15 protein-coding genes and 1 tRNA gene are annotated in these 16,174 nt (G+C 68.0%); 5 read left to right on the top strand and 11 right to left on the bottom strand.

The window, feature by feature from the left end; translation table 11 throughout:
- Positions 1–334: 334 nt before the first annotated feature.
- Positions 335–411: transfer RNA gene (locus BDK89_RS02100), tRNA-Met, on the bottom strand.
- 199 nt (positions 412–610) lie between these two features.
- Between BDK89_RS02100 and BDK89_RS02095 the strand changes: the two genes are divergently transcribed.
- Complete coding sequence (locus BDK89_RS02095; protein WP_133867381.1) at positions 611–1,312, top strand: DM13 domain-containing protein; 702 nt, start codon at positions 611–613, stop codon at positions 1,310–1,312.
- A 37-nt stretch (positions 1,313–1,349) separates the two neighbouring features.
- Here BDK89_RS02095 and BDK89_RS02090 read toward each other — a convergent pair whose 3' ends face one another.
- Positions 1,350–2,273, bottom strand: a complete 924-nt coding sequence (locus BDK89_RS02090; RefSeq protein ID WP_166657313.1) for a LysR family transcriptional regulator — start codon at positions 2,271–2,273, stop codon at positions 1,350–1,352.
- 77 nt (positions 2,274–2,350) lie between these two features.
- On the opposite strand from BDK89_RS02090, the gene BDK89_RS02085 reads away from it, so the two are divergent.
- Complete coding sequence (locus BDK89_RS02085) at positions 2,351–2,611, top strand: hypothetical protein (protein WP_133867379.1); 261 nt, start codon at positions 2,351–2,353, stop codon at positions 2,609–2,611.
- A gap of 79 nt (positions 2,612–2,690) precedes the next feature.
- On the opposite strand, the gene BDK89_RS02080 is transcribed toward BDK89_RS02085, so the two are convergent.
- The 5 genes from BDK89_RS02080 to BDK89_RS22315 all read right to left on the bottom strand — a co-directional run bounded on the left by BDK89_RS02080 (position 2,691) and on the right by BDK89_RS22315 (position 6,731).
- A complete protein-coding gene (locus BDK89_RS02080; protein WP_133867378.1) occupies positions 2,691–3,461 on the bottom strand; it encodes an LLM class F420-dependent oxidoreductase in 771 nt (256 codons plus the stop codon).
- 125 nt (positions 3,462–3,586) lie between these two features.
- Positions 3,587–4,030 carry a MaoC family dehydratase gene (locus BDK89_RS02075; protein WP_133867377.1) on the bottom strand — a complete coding sequence of 148 codons (444 nt, stop codon included), beginning with the start codon at positions 4,028–4,030 and terminating at the stop codon, positions 3,587–3,589.
- Between the two features lie 46 nt (positions 4,031–4,076).
- The gene (locus BDK89_RS02070; RefSeq protein ID WP_133867376.1) at positions 4,077–5,186 is read right to left on the bottom strand and encodes an adenylate/guanylate cyclase domain-containing protein; all 1,110 of its coding nucleotides are present in this window, start codon (positions 5,184–5,186) and stop codon (positions 4,077–4,079) included.
- A 7-nt stretch (positions 5,187–5,193) separates the two neighbouring features.
- Entirely contained in the window at positions 5,194–6,090 is an 897-nt protein-coding gene (locus tag BDK89_RS02065; protein WP_133867375.1) for an alpha/beta fold hydrolase, read from the bottom strand.
- A gap of 134 nt (positions 6,091–6,224) precedes the next feature.
- Entirely contained in the window at positions 6,225–6,731 is a 507-nt protein-coding gene (locus tag BDK89_RS22315; protein WP_243839071.1) for a Rho termination factor N-terminal domain-containing protein, read from the bottom strand.
- Positions 6,732–6,841: 110 nt separating this feature from the next.
- Here BDK89_RS22315 and BDK89_RS02055 point away from each other — a divergent pair, with 110 nt between their 5' ends.
- On the top strand, positions 6,842–7,495 hold the full coding sequence (locus tag BDK89_RS02055; protein WP_133867374.1) for a GumC domain-containing protein: 654 nt from the start codon (positions 6,842–6,844) through the stop codon (positions 7,493–7,495).
- A gap of 115 nt (positions 7,496–7,610) precedes the next feature.
- Here the strand turns inward: BDK89_RS02055 and BDK89_RS02050 are convergent, their stop codons facing one another.
- The 3 genes from BDK89_RS02050 to BDK89_RS02040 form a co-directional block, all read right to left on the bottom strand.
- The gene (locus BDK89_RS02050) at positions 7,611–10,505 is read right to left on the bottom strand and encodes a UPF0182 family protein (RefSeq protein ID WP_133867373.1); all 2,895 of its coding nucleotides are present in this window, start codon (positions 10,503–10,505) and stop codon (positions 7,611–7,613) included.
- Between the two features lie 69 nt (positions 10,506–10,574).
- Positions 10,575–12,674 (bottom strand): DivIVA domain-containing protein, encoded by a 2,100-nt coding sequence (locus BDK89_RS02045; protein ID WP_133867372.1) that lies wholly within the window; start codon positions 12,672–12,674, stop codon positions 10,575–10,577.
- A gap of 96 nt (positions 12,675–12,770) precedes the next feature.
- Positions 12,771–14,027, bottom strand: coding sequence for a S16 family serine protease (locus BDK89_RS02040; RefSeq protein WP_166657312.1), 1,257 nt, complete (start codon positions 14,025–14,027; stop codon positions 12,771–12,773).
- A 28-nt stretch (positions 14,028–14,055) separates the two neighbouring features.
- Here BDK89_RS02040 and BDK89_RS21550 point away from each other — a divergent pair, with 28 nt between their 5' ends.
- Positions 14,056–14,352, top strand: a complete 297-nt coding sequence (locus BDK89_RS21550; RefSeq protein WP_166657311.1) for a hypothetical protein — start codon at positions 14,056–14,058, stop codon at positions 14,350–14,352.
- The gene (locus BDK89_RS02035; RefSeq protein ID WP_133867370.1) at positions 14,349–14,972 is read left to right on the top strand and encodes a HEAT repeat domain-containing protein; all 624 of its coding nucleotides are present in this window, start codon (positions 14,349–14,351) and stop codon (positions 14,970–14,972) included. Before BDK89_RS21550 ends, BDK89_RS02035 begins: the two co-directional genes overlap by 4 nt.
- 29 nt (positions 14,973–15,001) lie before the next feature.
- On the opposite strand, the gene BDK89_RS02030 is transcribed toward BDK89_RS02035, so the two are convergent.
- Positions 15,002–16,150, bottom strand: coding sequence for an IS30 family transposase (locus BDK89_RS02030; RefSeq protein ID WP_133867369.1), 1,149 nt, complete (start codon positions 16,148–16,150; stop codon positions 15,002–15,004).
- Positions 16,151–16,174: the final 24 nt, after the last annotated feature.

Here is a 16,174-nt window from a genome sequence, read left to right as displayed (position 1 = left end):
GTGGCAGCCGGTGCCAATGAGACACGAGGCATCGAGCCCACAGCTTGCGGCCGGCCAGCCCATGAGTGGCGTCAGGGACACGGCCCTGGACATGGACGGGTGGCCTGGCCGAAGCTCGACGGCACTACCAGAGGCCCCGAACGGCTCCAGGAGCCTGACGTCTTCCATCCACAGAAACGAGATGCTGGTGTCGTGTTCGCCGTGAGAGCCCCGGGAGCTGCGAGCAACTGAGTACTGCGCCCGCCGAGCCGACACTCGTCTGCAACGATGGACGCCTGGCCCAGGAAATCCGGGAGAACGAGAAAGTCCCGGCCACAGGGGCCGGGACTTTCAATGGTGGCGGGGGCAGGATTTGAACCTGCGACCTTCGGGTTATGAGCCCGACGAGCTACCGGACTGCTCCACCCCGCGTTGGAGGCTTTGAATACTAAGGGTCTGTGCAGCGATCGACAACCTGATCACCCCTTGACGGCTTCTCGACAGGGAACGAATGGCGACCCTGTTGGCTCGTCGGTCATGAATCCTTGCCGAACACGAAACGGGTGTGAACAGGATCGGAACAACGGCTCGACCGGGAACGTCGGGCGGATCGAGCGACGTTGACCACGCCATGATCAACTCGCTCCGCACCTATCCCGCCCGTTGGGCCGCCGGCGCCGTCGCCGGTCTGGCCGTCCTGGCCTGGCTCGCCTTCGGCTACTTCGGCGTGCACACCTTGTTCGTCGACGACGTCGTTTCCGAGGCGGCGCCCGTGTTCGACGCCCCGGCCGTCGAGACATCGACCGCGGCATCGGCCGCACCCTCGGCCGAGCAGCCGGCAGCCACCGAGGCCGCACCCACCACTCCCCCGGTCACCGAGGCACCCGCCGGCGACCCGGTCGAGGCAACGGCACCCGAGATCGAAGCAGAGGCGGTCGAGGCGGCTCCGGTCACCGCCGCTGCGCCGACCGTGCCGCCCGCCACCGCACCGGCTGCGCCCGAGATCGTTACCGAGGCCGCGGGCGACTTCTCCGGCAGCGGTCGCTACTCGACCGGCGGTCAGGCGGTCGTGCTCGGAAACGGGACCGGGCAGCGCTTCCTGCGGTTCGAGAACTTCGAGACCAGCAACGGCCCCGACCTGAACGTGTACCTGGTCAACAGCTCGACCGGCGACGTCTCCGACTTCGTCGACCTCGGTGATCTCAAGGGCAACATCGGCGAGCAGAACTACGAGATCCCCGCCGACGTCGACCTCTCGGTCTACGACACCGTCTGGGTCTGGTGCGTCCGATTCGGCACCGGCTTCGGCTCCGCCCAGCTGACGGTCGCCTGACGCCACGCCGCCCATGCACCCCCGGCGAGCGGGTGCGTCAGGCGATCGCCCGGCGTTGGCCGGAGAGATCCCGGGAGATCTCGGTCGCCAGTTCGACGAACCGTGCGGCGGCCGGAGACCGGGTTCGATTCTGGCGCCAGGCCAACACGATCGATCGCTCCGGGATGGGCGGCTCGATGTTGTGGAGTGCCACCCGGGGATCCTCCGGCTCGACGCACAGGAAGGGCATCACGGCGACGCCCATGCCGGCCCGGACCATCGCGGTCACCGTGCTGTTGTCGTTCGTCCGGTATACGTAGTTCGGCGTGATGCCGGCCGCTCGTAGGCCCGCCTCGCCGGCGAGCTGGCAGGCGTTCGGGTGCTGCCCGATCATGGGCTCGTCGGCGAACTGCTCCGGCCGCACGGGGCCCTCCGGGAACTGATCGGGTCGCGCCACCAGCACGAACGGGTCGTCGAAGAGGTGCACCGACTCGGCAGCGGAGGGGGCCTCACCGACGAGGAACGACACCTCGACCTCTCCCGTCGACAGCGCCTTGATCAGCACCTCTTCGTCGTCGCTCTCGATGACGTGCATCTCGATCGACGGGAACTGCTGTCGCATCCGGGCCACGATCTTCGGGAGCAGCATGGCGGATGCGCTTTGGAACGTCCCGATCGAGAGCTTCCCGGCCGACCCGGTGCGGAACAGATCGAGCTCGAGCGACATCGCGTCGACCCGGGCGAGCAACTCGCGAGATCGCTCGAGCAACTCGGCACCGAGCGGCGTCAGCACGACCGGACGTGGGCCGCCCGGACGATCGAAGACCGGCACGCCGAGCAACCGTTCCAACGCCGCGATCTGCTGGCTGACGGCCGACTGGGTGTAGCCGAGCCGATCGGCCGCCCGAGCGAACGTCCCTTCCGCAGCGACGGCGTCGAGGGCGACGAGATGCTTCAGTTCGAGCTGCCGCAGGTCGATCACGTACATCAGCGTAGCTGTTGCTTATCGACAGGAATGATCGCTTTTCATGGAGTTATCGATTCCATACCGTCGACCTCATGAACGGACACGACCTGCTCCCCACCGATCTCGATCGGATCGCCGCAGTCGTCGCCGAGCAGGGCTTCGATGCCATCGACCCGGCACTCGTCGACGCCGTGGTCGACCGCGCCATCGCCTGCGGTGCGAGCGCCACCCTCGTCCACGTGGTCACGACCGATGCGGAACCGCCCGTCGCTCGACTCCGGGCGTTCGGCCGCCTCGTTCAGGCAGCGGCGAAGCCGACCCCGACACGCACCCCCGTCCACGCCGCCGCCTGAACCACCCCCGACCGACGAAGGCGTGAACAAACTGCGGAACTATTCCGCAGTTTGTTCACGCCTTGCAAGAGGAAGTGGGTCAGCTGTTGATGGTGTCGCGCTGGGCGATGAGGGATTCGAGGGGCGACAGGTCAAAGGGGCTGCCGACCATCACGATGACGTGGGAGGCGCCGGCTTCGACGTAGCGCTCGATGTCGTGCACGTCGTCGGCGCCGACGGCGACGGTGCGCTCGATCTCCGACGGGTCACGGTCGGACTTGGCGCACCACTCGTCGAGGATCTTCGACTTGGCAGCGAAGTGCTCCGGCGGACCGAACGTGTTCCACGCGTCGGCGTACTCGGCGACGAGACGGAGCGTGACCTTCTCGCCGGCACCCCCGATGAGGATCGGCAGATCGCCGACCGGCGCCGGGTTGAGCTTGGCGATGCGGGCTTTCATGCGGGGCAGGTCGTCGCCGAGCTGACGGAGACGGCCGCCGGCGGTGCCGAACTCGTAGCCGTACTCGTCGTAGTCACGCTCGAACCAGCCCGAACCAACGCCGAGGTACATCCGACCGCCCGACACGTGGTCGAGCGTGCGAGCCATGTCGGCCAACAGTTCGGGGTTGCGATAGTTGTTGCCCGTCACGAGCATGCCGAGCTTGGCGTTCGACGTGTCGGCGGCCATGACCGACAGGAGCGTCCAGCCCTCGAAGTGCTCGGCGTCCGGCTCGCCGTAGAGCGGGAAGAAGTGGTCCCACGTCCAGATCGAGTCGGCGCCCATCTCGTCGACCGTGCGCCAGGTGCGGCGCATCTCGTCGATCGTGGTGGCCTGGGGATGGAGCTGGATGCCGACGCTGAGGGAGGTCATGGCCGCGACAACGACGACGACGGCGCCAGTATTCCGCCCGCCCCCGACGAACGCATGAACAAACTGCGGAACTATTCCGCAGTTTGTTCACGCATTGCGCAGTCGGCGGGCGGGTGGTGAGGGGGTCAGGCTGGGTGGCGGGCGAACATGGTCATGCCGTGCATGGTGAGGACCGTCACGTCGTCCTGGTTGCGTAGTTCCCAGACGGCGTTGACGATGCCCCGGTCGGGCTTCGACGTCGACGCCCGCGTCGAGATCACGGTGTACGTGCCCGTCAGCCGATCGCCGGGCCGGACGGGGTGCGGCCAGCGGATCTCGTCGACGCCGGGCGAGCCCATGCTCGTCGTGTCACGCAACAGCCCGTCGACGAACAGGCGCATGCACATCGAGCACGTGTGCCACCCGCTCGCCACCACCCCGCCGAAGTGTGTCTCGGCCGCCGCCACCGGATCGGTGTGGAACGGCTGCGGATCGAAGCGGCCGGCGAACTCGAGTACCTCTGCCTCGTCGACGTCGACCGACCCCAGCGGGTAGACGGTGCCGGCCTCGAAGTCGTCGAAGGTGAGCATGGTCGCAGCGTGGCAGTTGCTGCGAGCGACCGACGAAGCGAAACCGTCAGCCAGGCAGGGCGAGCACGGTGATCGGCGCGTCGAAGCCCTTGAGCATGCGACGACCGGCCGGTTCGAACTCGCAGTCGGTGGCCTCGGCGATCCCGGTCGTGACGAGCAACTCGCCCGGCACGGCGGCGTCGGCGAGTCGGGATGCGATGTTGACCACCGAGCCGTAGTAGTCGCCGCCGCGCAACACCACGCTGCCGTAGGCCATGCCGCCGCGGGGCAGCACCCCGTCGCCCATCGACGAGAACGTGTCGATCAGGGCCCGCCCGGCGTCGACGGCGGCGTTCGGGTCGGGGTCGACGAACATGACCTCGTCACCGATCAGCTTCACGACGCGTGCGCCGGCGCCGCTGACCACCTCGTGCGCCGTCCGTTCGAATCGACCAACGAACGCTGACAGATCTTCCGCGCTCATGTCACGGGAGATGGTGGTGAACCCGACGAGGTCGACGAAGCCGACGGCGTAGCGGTACTGGAAACGCTCGACCGCGTCGATCGTGGTGGCACGAGTCCGCTCGGCGGCTTGGAGCATGTGGCGCCGCAGGGCCGGGTCGAGCCGCGCACCGAGATCCTCGATCAGCTGCACCGCCTCGTAGACCGTCTGCGCCAGCTCGAACTCGCTGCCGCCCTGACGGACGTGTGCCGATTCGACGTCGGCCAGGAATAGCGAGATGGTCGCCTCGGCGATTCGCGCCAACGCGCTCCCGATCACCCGGACGAGACTCAACGCCTCGTCGCGTTCGAACAAGCCGGTGAGGACCTCCATCGACGCGAGCAGGTCGATCTCGGCCTCGGTGATGCCGACCTCACCGTCGGGCGCGCCCTGGATCGGTTCGTAGCCGAGCGCGGTCACGTATGCGTCGTACGCCTCCGGATCGAGACCGCTGCGCTCGATCGCGTCATCACGCCGAAGGCGTTCGCCAGGGACCAGCCAGCGGTCGCTCGCGACGGACGAGAGCGCGCCGTAGTCGAGCGCCGAACGCAGCTCGTCGACGGTGACGCCCATCGCCTGGAGCCATCCGAGCAGACGCAGGCGGTCGTCGGCGTCGGGCGCCGACGGGTCGTACAGACCGGCGGCCTCGTACTCCTCGGCGCTCGGGCTCGACATCGCGGCGTCAGGAAGCCGCTGCCTGCTGCTCGGCGGCAGCGGCGCGGTCGGCGTTCTGGCGAATGGCGTCGGCCATTTCGTCCCACCGGGTGCGGGGCAGGTCGTGGCCCATGTCGTTGAACATCAGCAGACGCGAATCGGGCACGGCTTTGGCCGTCGCGATGCCGCCACTCGGGCGCACCAACGGGTCGACCATGCCGTGGATCACGAGCGTGGGCACGTCGAGCTGCTTCAGGGCCGGTGTCCGGTCGGGGCTGGCGAAGATCGCCGCCGTCTGACGGGCGGTACCGGCCGGGCGGAAGCTGCGGCTCACCGATTCGGTCGCCAGCGCCCGGAAGTCTTCCTCGTGGAAGGTCGGACCGCTGATCAGCCGGAAGAACTCCACGCTCTGCTCGACCGCCGTCTCGGGCGTCGGCGTCTCACGCTTCGCCATGGTGCGGACGAGCTTCGCCTTCGGCTGGCCGACCCGCCGGTTGCCGGTGGTCGACATGACCGACGTCATCGAACGGATGCGGGACGGGTACTCGATCGCCAGCGTCTGTGAGATCATGCCGCCCATCGACATGCCGGCCACGTGCACCGAGTCGAGGCCGAGTGCGTCGAGCAGGCCGACCGCGTCGGCAGCCATGTCGGCCAGGAGGTACTCGGCGTCGACGAATCGGCGGGACACCATTGCCTTGGCGAGGTCGACGGTGGTGGGCGGCGCCGACGTGAACTCGGTCGAGAGGCCCGCGTCACGGTTGTCGAGACGGATCACCTCGAACCCACGGCTCGTCAGCGCGTCACGAAAGCCCTGTGGCCAGTCGGACAGCTGACCGCCCAGACCCATCACGAGCAGGAGCGGATCGCCCTCACCCTCTCGTTCGTATTCGATGGTGATGCCGTTCGCGTCCACGGATGCCATGGCACGACAGGCTACGTCGGTATGGCCACCGTTCCGGAACGGCCGCCCGGGCGCGGGACCGCCCGCCCCGGGGCGGAAGGAGAAGGGGCGGGCGGTCAGTGCAGCCGCTGGGCGGCTGCGGTGGGGGGAATGGGTCAGGCGCTGCGGAGCGCCTCGATGAGCTGCTGCTTCGACATGCCGGAGCGGCCGTCGATCTCGAGCTCCTGGGCCCGCTCGTACAGCTCGGCCTTCGACCACTGCTCGTACGGTGTGCCGCTCGACGGGCTGGGATCGACAGCGTCGATCGCCCGTTCGGCGGTGCGCTCCGTGACCCGGTCGAGCTGCTCGTTCGCACGCTCGCCCTGGGCACGGGCCTGGCCGGTGACTTCCTTGACGCCCTTCGACGCCTGGTTCATCGTGCGCTCGCCGGCGGAGCGGGCCTGGCCCACCACCTGCTTGGCGCTCGTCGACGCCTGGTCGACGGTGCGCTCCGTGGCGGACTGTGCCTGGCCGACGACGGTGGCGCCGGTGTCACGGAAGATGTGGAAGGCGTTGGTGAAGCCGTCGCCGACGGCGCCGGCCACGGTGCGGGCGGTGTCGACGGACGCGTCGACAACGGCCTTGTTGAAGTCGTAGATCTTGCGGACGACGGTGGTCGTCATGGTCGTACTCCTTGGGGGACGTTGACGGTGTACGAGAGTGGTCTACCCGTCAGTAACCCGGGTCAAACCTGTTCCGATCGTCGCCGTCCGGTACGGTGGCGCCCGGAGCTATGGGACTGTTCAAGAAGCGTGCCGACCCCGCCGAGATGGAGCGTTTGCGGGCCGAGATCCAGTCGATGAGTCAGCGCCTCAGTGCGGCCGATGCCGCCAAGCAGCAGCTCGACGAACGGCTGCAAGGCATCCAGCAGCGTCTCGACACACCACTCACCTCGCCACCGACCGAACCGCCGCCGAAGCCGGGCGGGGTCGATCAGGCCGAGGTCGACCAGCTGCGCTCCGACATGTTGCGCCTGTCGACCCGGGTCGACGAACGCCCGGTCGAACCCACGGTCGACCCGGCCGAGATGATCGCCGTGCGCGAAGAGGTCGGTCGCATCAGCCAGCGGCTCGACGAACGACCCGAACCCGCTACGGCAGGCGCCGACGCCGGCGAGCTGGCCGAGGTGCGCGACATGGTCGAGCGGTTGACGGCCCGGCTCGACGAGGTCGATGCCCGGATCACCTCGATCAGCACCGAATTGGCGAACCAGATCTCGGAGATCTCGAACGACATCGACGCGATCGGCGGCGACGCTCCCCCGACCGACGAGGTCGTCGAGGAGCTGCGTGAGGCCCAGACCCGGCTGGCGAACGAGCAGGCCCGCTACCAGATCGCCTTCCGCCAGGACATGGCCGACCTCGCCGAACGCCTCAAGCGCAGCTGACGCACCCAGCGGCACGACATCGGATGATGTCAGACATCATCCGACCGGTCGGTTGTGGGCCCGAGCGGCGGCAACGTCGGATGATGTCTGACATCATCCGACCGACCCGGCGGTGCTACGAGTCGAGTTCGGCGGCGAGGGCGGCGAGGACTTCGCCCATCTGGTCGATCTTCTGCTGGTAGCCACCGAGGTCGCCGTCACGCAGGAGGTCTTGCGCCTCGTTGTACAGCGCCTCGGCCTGCGACACCAGCTCGGCGGCGTCGCCGGTGATGACCGACGGCTCGTCGGGCTCGTCGGTGTCGGCGGGTTCACCGGTCTCGCTGTCGTCGCCCGGGTCGTCCGAGTCGCCGTCGCCGACGTCGTCGGGATCGGGGATCCGTTCGCCGACCTCTCCCTCGTAACCCGGGAACAGGCGGGCGAGCGCCGCGTCGAGCGTCTCTTCCATCACCGACCGGTTGTTGTGCGACACGATCACGAGGCGGAACTCGGTCACGTCGCTCGCCACGACGTACACAGGACGGATGTAGACGAGGCCGTCGGCGACGGGGATCGGCTGCATGTCGCCGAACTTCACCTGGGTACCCGTCTCGTCGTTCGCGAGCAGGCTCAGCTCGGGGCTGATGTCGGAGTCGGACTCGGCCTGGTCGGCCACGCGCAGCGGGCCGGCGGGAAGCGGATCCTGCTCGACGACGTACGTGGTCATCTCGCCATACGTGTCGGGGTCGCTCGAGGCCGTCATGTACGCCTGCAGCTCGGTGCGTCGGTCGTCGGTCGAGAACGGCACGAACGGGCGGAGGATGACGAATTCTTCCTCGCCGGTCTCCTCGTCGCGGAACATGGTGTAGTACGGGATGAACCGTTCGGCGTCCGATTCGGAGGCGAACTCGGTCTGCACGTTCGTCGGGTCGGAGGCGGTCGCCGCGGTCACCGTGGATTCGCGTCGGTCGACCGACGGTGCCTGCGCCACCGACCAGGCGCCGATCCGCTGGAAGAAGTTCTGCGGTGCGATCTGGTACTTGGAGTACAGGTCGGTCTGGACCCGGAAGAGGTCTTCGGGGTAGCGCAGGTGTTCACGGAGCTCGTCGGGCATCTCGTCGCCCGGCGTGAACAGGTCGGGGAACGCCGAGCTCCACGCCTGGAGGATCGGGTCCTCGTCCTCGATGGCGTAGAACGTGACCTCGCCGGTGTAGGCGTCGACCGTGGCCTTCACGCTGTTGCGCACGTAGTTGTCGCTGCTCGACAGGCCGGTCTCGCGGCTGAGCTGCACGTCACCGATGCGCTGCGCGTACGGGTAGCGCCCGGTCGAGGTGTAGGCGTCGACCACCCACACGACGCCCCCGTCGACCGCGACCGGGTAGGGGTCGCCGTCGTAGTCGAGGAACGGTGCGAGCGTCTCGAGCCGGTCTTCGACCGAGCGGTTCCACAGGATCTGACTGTCGCTCTCGATGGCGCCCGAGCCGACGATGTTGTAGTCGAGGAACCCGAGCGCGAACACGGCCCGACGGAAGAACGACGACATCTCCACGCCGGCGTCGCCCTCGTACTGGCCGGTGCCGCCGCACGGCGTCTCGTTGACCTCGGTACCGACGATCGCGTAGCCGCTGATCGACGGGCTGAAGTAGAGCTGCGGCCGATCGAGTTCGGGCGTCCGGTAGTCGGGGCGGTCGGCCTCGGTCACCTGCGAGGCCGACGCGAGCACGAGCCCACAGCCTCGGGTGCTGACGAGGTGCTCGCCCTGCCAGCTCTTGTTCGGGATGTTGTTGAGGTCGAGCTCACGAGCGGTGACCAACACCTGCTCGACGTCGCCGTCGAGTTCGTAGCGGTCGACGTCGAGGTCGTCGATCTTCAGACCGGCGACCTCACCGCGGTCGAACGAGAAGCGGGGCAGCATCTGTGTCGGGTTGAGGAGACGCACGTTCCGGATCGGCTCGAGGTCGCTCTCGACGTCGGTGGCGGTCAGACGCTGGAACTCGATCGGCACGGTCTCGACGTCGGCGATGCCCATCGCCGCCCGTGTCGCCTCGACGTTGCGGGCGATGTACACCGACTCACGCTCTTCCTGGTTGGGCTGGACCACGAGCGACTGGACGAGAGCCGGGTAGATCACGGCACCACCGATCAGGACCACGAGCCACAGGCCCGACGCCACGATCGGCAGACGCCAACGATCGAATCGGATGGTCGAGAGGAACAGCACCGACGTCGTCAGGGCGATCAGCACCAGCAGCATCAGCGCCGGGATCTGTGCGTTCACCACCGTGTAGGTGGCGCCCTGCACGAAGCCGCGGGTGTCGTTGGTGAGCTCGTAGCGCGACAGCCAGTAGTCGCCGGCCTTGACGGCGGCGAGGATCGCGAGCAGGACGGCGACGTGGACCTTGGTCGACGACCGCACCGTCGGCGTCGCCGAGGTGAACAGCACGCCACCGTTGAGGAGGTGGGCGGCGATCGTCAGGATCAGCACGATCACGAGGGCGGCGAACAGCCAGTCGATCGCGAACGTGAGGAACGGCAGCTCGAACACGTAGAAGCCGACGTTCACCCCGAACTGGGGATCGGAGTCGGGGAACGACTTGCTGTTGCGGAACAGCAGCCACTCCTGCCAGCGCGACGCCGCCGGCAGCGCCAGCATCAGGGCGAGGATCAGCGCCGTGCCGTAGCGGAGCAGACGGAGACGGTGCCCGAACACCTCGTGGAACCGCTCGACGTACGGATGCACGTTGGCCGGGAACTCGGTGGGTGCCGCACGGTCGGCGAACCACAGGTTGACGAACGCCATGACCAGGAAGATCAGGAGGAACATCACGAACAACGTGATCTTGGCGCCGATCTGGCCCCAGAACACGTCGCTGCGACCGAGGGCGTCGTGCCACAGGGCGCTCACGTAGAAGTTCGCGATCGCGCGGCCGAAGACGACCACCACGAACAAGAGCGCCCCGAGGGCGATGAGGATGGCGCGGCCGGTGATCCGGGACCGGAAGCCAGGGCGTGGAACGTCGGTATCGCTGGCCATGTCGCCCTGGAGGCTAACGGGGTCCGTCGACGGCGGGACGTCGGACGGCGCCGACGACTCGGCTGCCGCTCAGGACTGCGGCAGCGTCAGACACCGACAGCCGGGATGCGCCGGCGCCGCCTGATGGCCGGTCGGGAACGCGTCGCCCGACGGGACTGCGCCCGACAGTGAGTTGTCCTCGCAGTCGGGACACGCCGACGTCGACGGGTCGATCGTCCACATCAGTGGCGTGCCGGGTTCGACCGTGACGGCCAGCCCACCGGCGAACGCACGCCGGAAGACGTCGTCGAGTTCGTCGTCGATGTGCTGCGTCTTCCACTCGCGGTAGACCGCACGGACCCGCTTGGTGATGTCGTCGTTGTCGCCGTCGCCGTCGGTGATCGCCCGACCGAGCCGGTCGCGCAGTGGGGTCACGAGCGCCAGCCGAAGACGTTCATGGGCGTCGTCGAGGGCGCCTGCCTTGCCGAGCTTGGTGCGCAGGTTCTTGGTGTCGTTGGCGCCGGCTTCGGCTGCCCCGGCGACCGCTGCCTCGAGCAACTCCTCGGCGAGGGCGGCGGTGTAGGCAGCGGCGTGATCGTCGAGGGCGGGGGCGACGGCGTCGAGGGCGATGACGGGTTCGCGCTGGCGCAGGGTGTCGAGTGCCTCGTTCTGCTCGTCGGCGAGGACTCGCTTGAGGCGGCGGGCGCCGGCGACGATCAGCGGGACGAGCGCCTCTTCGCGTCGGGTGAACGGCGTCGGCGCTGCGGCGGCCTCGACCTCGTCGGAGGCGTCGGCTGTCACCTCGTCGGGCTCGACCTCGTCGTGCGGGTCGTCGGCCGGTGCGTCGGTCGTTGCGTCGGGTTCGACGGTCGTCGACGCGTGTGGCACCTCGTGGCGGAGGCGCTCGAAGATGCCGCCGACGTCGGGCTTGTCGGTGCGTTCGCCGGCCGGAGCCGGGGTCTCGTCAGTGATGACGGGGACCTCGGTGGAGGGGTGATCGTCGGCGACGGCCGTCTCGGCCGGGGTCGGACGGCCACGGAAGAGCGACACGACGTTGGTGTCGTCCTTCGACGGCGTCTCGTCGTCGGCCTGATCATCAGGCGAGTCGACGGCGTCGGCGCTGTCGTCGTGCTCATCGCTGTCGTCGGACTCGTCGGTGTCGGTGACGTCGACGGTCTCCGTCTCGGCGGCGTCCTCGGCCGACTCGACGATCTCGACCGTGTCGATCGCTTCATCGGTGTCGATCGCGTCTCCGGTGTCGACTGCGTCGTCGGAGTCGATCGCGGTCGTGTCATCGTCCGCGTCGACCGTCTCGGCGGCGTCGGCCGGGTCGTCGGTGGGCACCTCGTCGGCGACCGTGTCGTCGTGAGTCGGCCCGAGGTCGTCGCTCTGGGTGTCGTCGTCGATCGTGTCGGTCAGATCGGGCACGTCGATCGCGTCGGTCGAGTCGATGTCGACCGCCGGTTCGGGCTCGGGCTCCGGCTCGGGCTGCCGCTGGTGCGGCACCATGATCGGGACGGGGCCGGTGGTGGGCGCCAGGTTGACCAGTTCGTCGGGCGAGTCGACCGCCTTCAGCTCGCTCGTGACGTCGACGGCGACCAGCCGGGCCCGCTCGAACACCTGCAGGAGGCGATCGCGGCCGTGGATCAGTTCCTCGATCTGCTGACGGGCGAGCGTCGTGCGGCGATCGAGGTCGGCGAGCACCCGCTCGCGATACGCCCGAGCCTCATTCACCATCTCGCGGCCCTGCTGCTTGGCCAGCGCGACTTCGGCTTCGGCGTCGGAGGTGGCGTCCTGGCGCTTGCGGGCGACCTCGACCTCGATGTCCTGGCGGAGACGGTTCGCTTCCTCGGCGGCTTCTCGCAGTGTGCGGGCGGCGTTCTCCTCGGCCCGGACACGGATCTGCGACGCCGACTCGCGTGCGGTCTGGAGCACCCGCAGGGTTTCCTCACCGAGCATCTTCGTCACCGTGTCGTCGTCGAGTTCGACATCGGTGACCGCTTCCTTGGCCTGGCGGAGCTCGGCTTCGAGCTGACGCTCGCGCTCCTGCAACCGGCCCATCTCGGCAGCGACCGACACCAGGAACGCGCGGACCTCGTCGGAATTGAAGCCGCGACGCGCGGTGTTGAACGACGCCTCGGCCACCGACGACGGTGAGGAGGGGTCTGGGCGCGAGAGTGATGCAGCCATCCCATCAGCGTAAACGCCGCCCGGCCGCCAATGGCGTCAATCAGAGCACGCGGAGCGAGGAATCCACAAGCCCGGCCGGCCGGCCGATCCGGGTCGTCAGCCTGCGACGGCCGGGATCGGGTCGCCGCCGTACTCGGCCAGCACCTCGAGCGCCTCGTCGAGGGTGGCGACCGGGACGATCGTCAGGTCGTCGCCGCCCGACTCGCGTGCCGCCTCGATGTCCTCGTCGCTCTGGCTCGCCGGCACGATGAACAGATCGACGCCGGTCTGCGCGACTGCGGATGCCTTCTGCCGGAGGCCACCGATGGCGCCGACCGACCCGTCGAGTTCGATCGTGCCGGTGACGGCCACTCGCCCGCCGCCGGTCAGTTCGCCCTCGCTCAACTCGTCGATCAAGGTCAGAGTGAATGCCAACCCAGCCGACGGGCCGCCGATCGTGCCGGTGTCGATGTCGAGTTCGAAGGGCAGCTCGACCCGACGTGTGTCGAACGGGTAGAAGCCGACGATCGTCCGGTCCGGTTCTTCGGGCGACGACGTCAGCTCCACGTCGACCTCGATCTCGCCGTCGCCGGGTCGCTCGATGAGCATCGGCACCGTGTCGCCCGGCTCGAGTCCCTCGAGCAGGCGGCTCAGGTCTTCGACCCCGTCGATCGGTTCACCGTCGACTTCGAGGATCCGGTCGCCCGGGTCGAGCACCTCGTCGGACGGGCTCCACTCGAGACACTCGAGGCCGTCCTCGCTCGGCACCAGACACACCATGTCTTGGATCAGGACGTCGCCGAGCACGAGTTCGACGTCGTATCCCAACCGTTGGAGGGCCACGAACTGGGCGACCTGCTCGGACGTGCGCATCTGCTCGAGCGCGAACGTGCGACGCTGCTGCGGCGTCTGGAAGCCGTACTTCGCTTCCTCGGTCAGGAACTGGATGGCCGGATCGTTGCGACCGACCAGCCACGACAGGATCGACTGCGACGGCTCGGTGATCGTCACGAAGTAGAAGTCACCCTCGGGCGGGTACTGCGGCGCCACGTCGTCGATCTGACCGACGGCGATCCGGTCGGTGACCGGCTGCGCCGACGCGGGCACCCGCGCATATGGCGCCGGCTGCATCTCGTCGACCCGTGCGTTGTACTCCTCGGCGACCCAGTCGGACGGCAGCACGGCGAACACGGCGATGCACGCGAGCACGAGGAACGACACGGCGACGAGCGGGAACGTCCAGAGCCGATGGCGGGACGAACCGACCGTCAGACCGACCCGATCGGCCGCCTCACCCGTCGTCTCGACGTGGGTGAGCGGCGCCCCGCCCGATGGAGGCGGCGGGGGTAGGGTCTGTGGTCTGGTGTCGGTCACACTCGCGCTTTCGGTCGACGGTCTCACGGTGAGAGCCGCATTCATCGCCGGTCTGGCGATCGCCGCTCTCCTGCTGACCGGGTGGCGTAAGCCTGCCAGAGCCGAGCCGCGAACACCACGCAGCGTCTCAGCTCGCTCTTCGTCCGGCATCGTCGTCGATCACGTCGACGCTCCGATCTACCGACGACCCGGCATCATTCGACGCATCGTGGCGCTCGCGACGAGCGGCGGGATCGCCGTCCTGATCGGTGTCCTGTCCGCCATCATCACCGCCTTCGCAGTCGCGTGGGCCGTGATCTGGATGACCAACCTGTTGCAGCAGTGAGCACCGACACCTCGACCCGACGGCGCGCCGCCGTCCTCGCCGGCCACACCGGCGACGCCGACGCCGCACGCGCCGCGTGGGGCGACCCGGAAGGGCGCGTGCGCGAAGCGGCGCTCGGTGCGCTCGAACGGTGCGACGCGCTCGACGGCGGCCTGTTGGGTCAGGCATTGCTCGATCCCGACACGTTGGTGCGCCGCCGGGCGGCCGAGCTGGCGGCCCGCCGTCCCGACGTCGACCTGCTGGCCACCCTCGACGACGCCGACCCCGACGTGGTCGAGGTCGCGGCCTGGGCGTGCGGTGAACAGCTCGAGACGAGCGACGACCCCGACCTCGCGGTGGTCCAGCGGCTCGCCACGCTCGCGACCGACCACGATGCACCGCTCGTGAGAGAGGCGTCCGCTGCGGCGCTCGGCGCGATCGGTCACCCGGCCGGGTTGCCGGCGATCCTGCAGGCCTGCGACGACAAGCCACAGATCCGTCGACGGGCGGTGCTCGCGCTCGCCCCCTTCGAGGGCCCCGAGGTGGCCGCCGCCATCGAACGCGCCCTCACCGACCGCGACTGGCAGGTCCGCCAAGCCGCCGAAGATCTCCGCCGAGCCGAAGGCGAAGTCGACACCTGACCAGAAGGGGTCAGGCTGGATTCCAGTGGTCAGTGCAACACGAGTTGGTCGAAGACTTCTAATGGTGTCAGGAAGCTGTGGCGTTTGCGTGGCCGGTTGTTGAGTTTGTGAGCGATCGCGTCGAGTTGTTCTTGGCTGAACTGGGACAGGTCACTGTCTCTGGGTAGGTATTGGCGTAGCAGCCCGTTGATGTTTTCGTTGCTGCCTCGTTGCCAGGGAGCGTGCGGGTCGCAGAAGTACACCTTCATGTCGGTGGCCATCGTGAACCGGCGGTGAGCAGCCATTTCGGTGCCGCGATCCCAGGTGAGTGTTCCCTGCAGCACGGCCGGCAGGGTTCGGACACGTGCTGCGATCGCGTCCGCGACGTGATCGGCTTGTTTGGTGCCAAGTTTGGACAGCATCACGAGTCCGGTGGTGCGCTCCACGAGCGTGCCGACCTGGGAGCCGTTGTTGCGACCCATGATCAGATCGCCTTCCCAATGGCCAGGCACCAGACGGTCCTCGATGTCGTCGGGACGTTCCGCGATCGACACCAGGTCCGGGATCGAGGACTGGTCCCGGTTCCGAGCCGTGACCGGGCGGGCCCGGCGATGCTGACGTTGAGTACGTAGACACGCAGCGAGTTCTTTACGGAGCCCGCCCCGACCATGCACATACAACGCTCGATAGATCGTTTCGGGGGACACTCGCATCGTCTCGTCGTCGGGAAACTCGAGCACCAGCCTGGCACTGATCTGTTCCGGCGACCACTGCTCGAGATCAAGCCAGCACGCAACCACCATCGCCAGCAACGGGAACTGCTCGAACTTGAACAACTTCGGTCGCTTCGCACGCTGCTGAGCGGCCAGATGCGCAGCAACCGCCCGATACTCGTCGCGGCCACCGTTGTTGTTGATCTCACGGCCCACCGTTGAACGATGCCGATCAATCCGACGCGCGATCTCAGCGTTGGAAACCCCTTCCACGATCCCACGAGAGATCTCTTCCCGGTCGGTCAACGTCAACCGGCTCACTGATGTGTCACGAACCTGTTTCTCCACCTCGGGATCATGAGCAATCCGACGCACCGTTGTCGAAGACAACCCGAACCGTCGAGCCACCCCAGCTTGTGTGTGACCATCGGCCACCAACAACCACACCCAACAACGAACCTCATCAGCAACACGCTGTCTCGGCATGAACACCTCCAAAAGATCAAGGTG

Origin of the sequence: Ilumatobacter fluminis, assembly GCF_004364865.1 — a bacterium.
In the GTDB taxonomy this organism is placed as follows: domain Bacteria; phylum Actinomycetota; class Acidimicrobiia; order Acidimicrobiales; family Ilumatobacteraceae; genus Ilumatobacter; species Ilumatobacter fluminis.
Note: the sequence above shows the minus strand (reverse complement) of the source record. Positions and strands in the feature narration are given on the sequence as shown.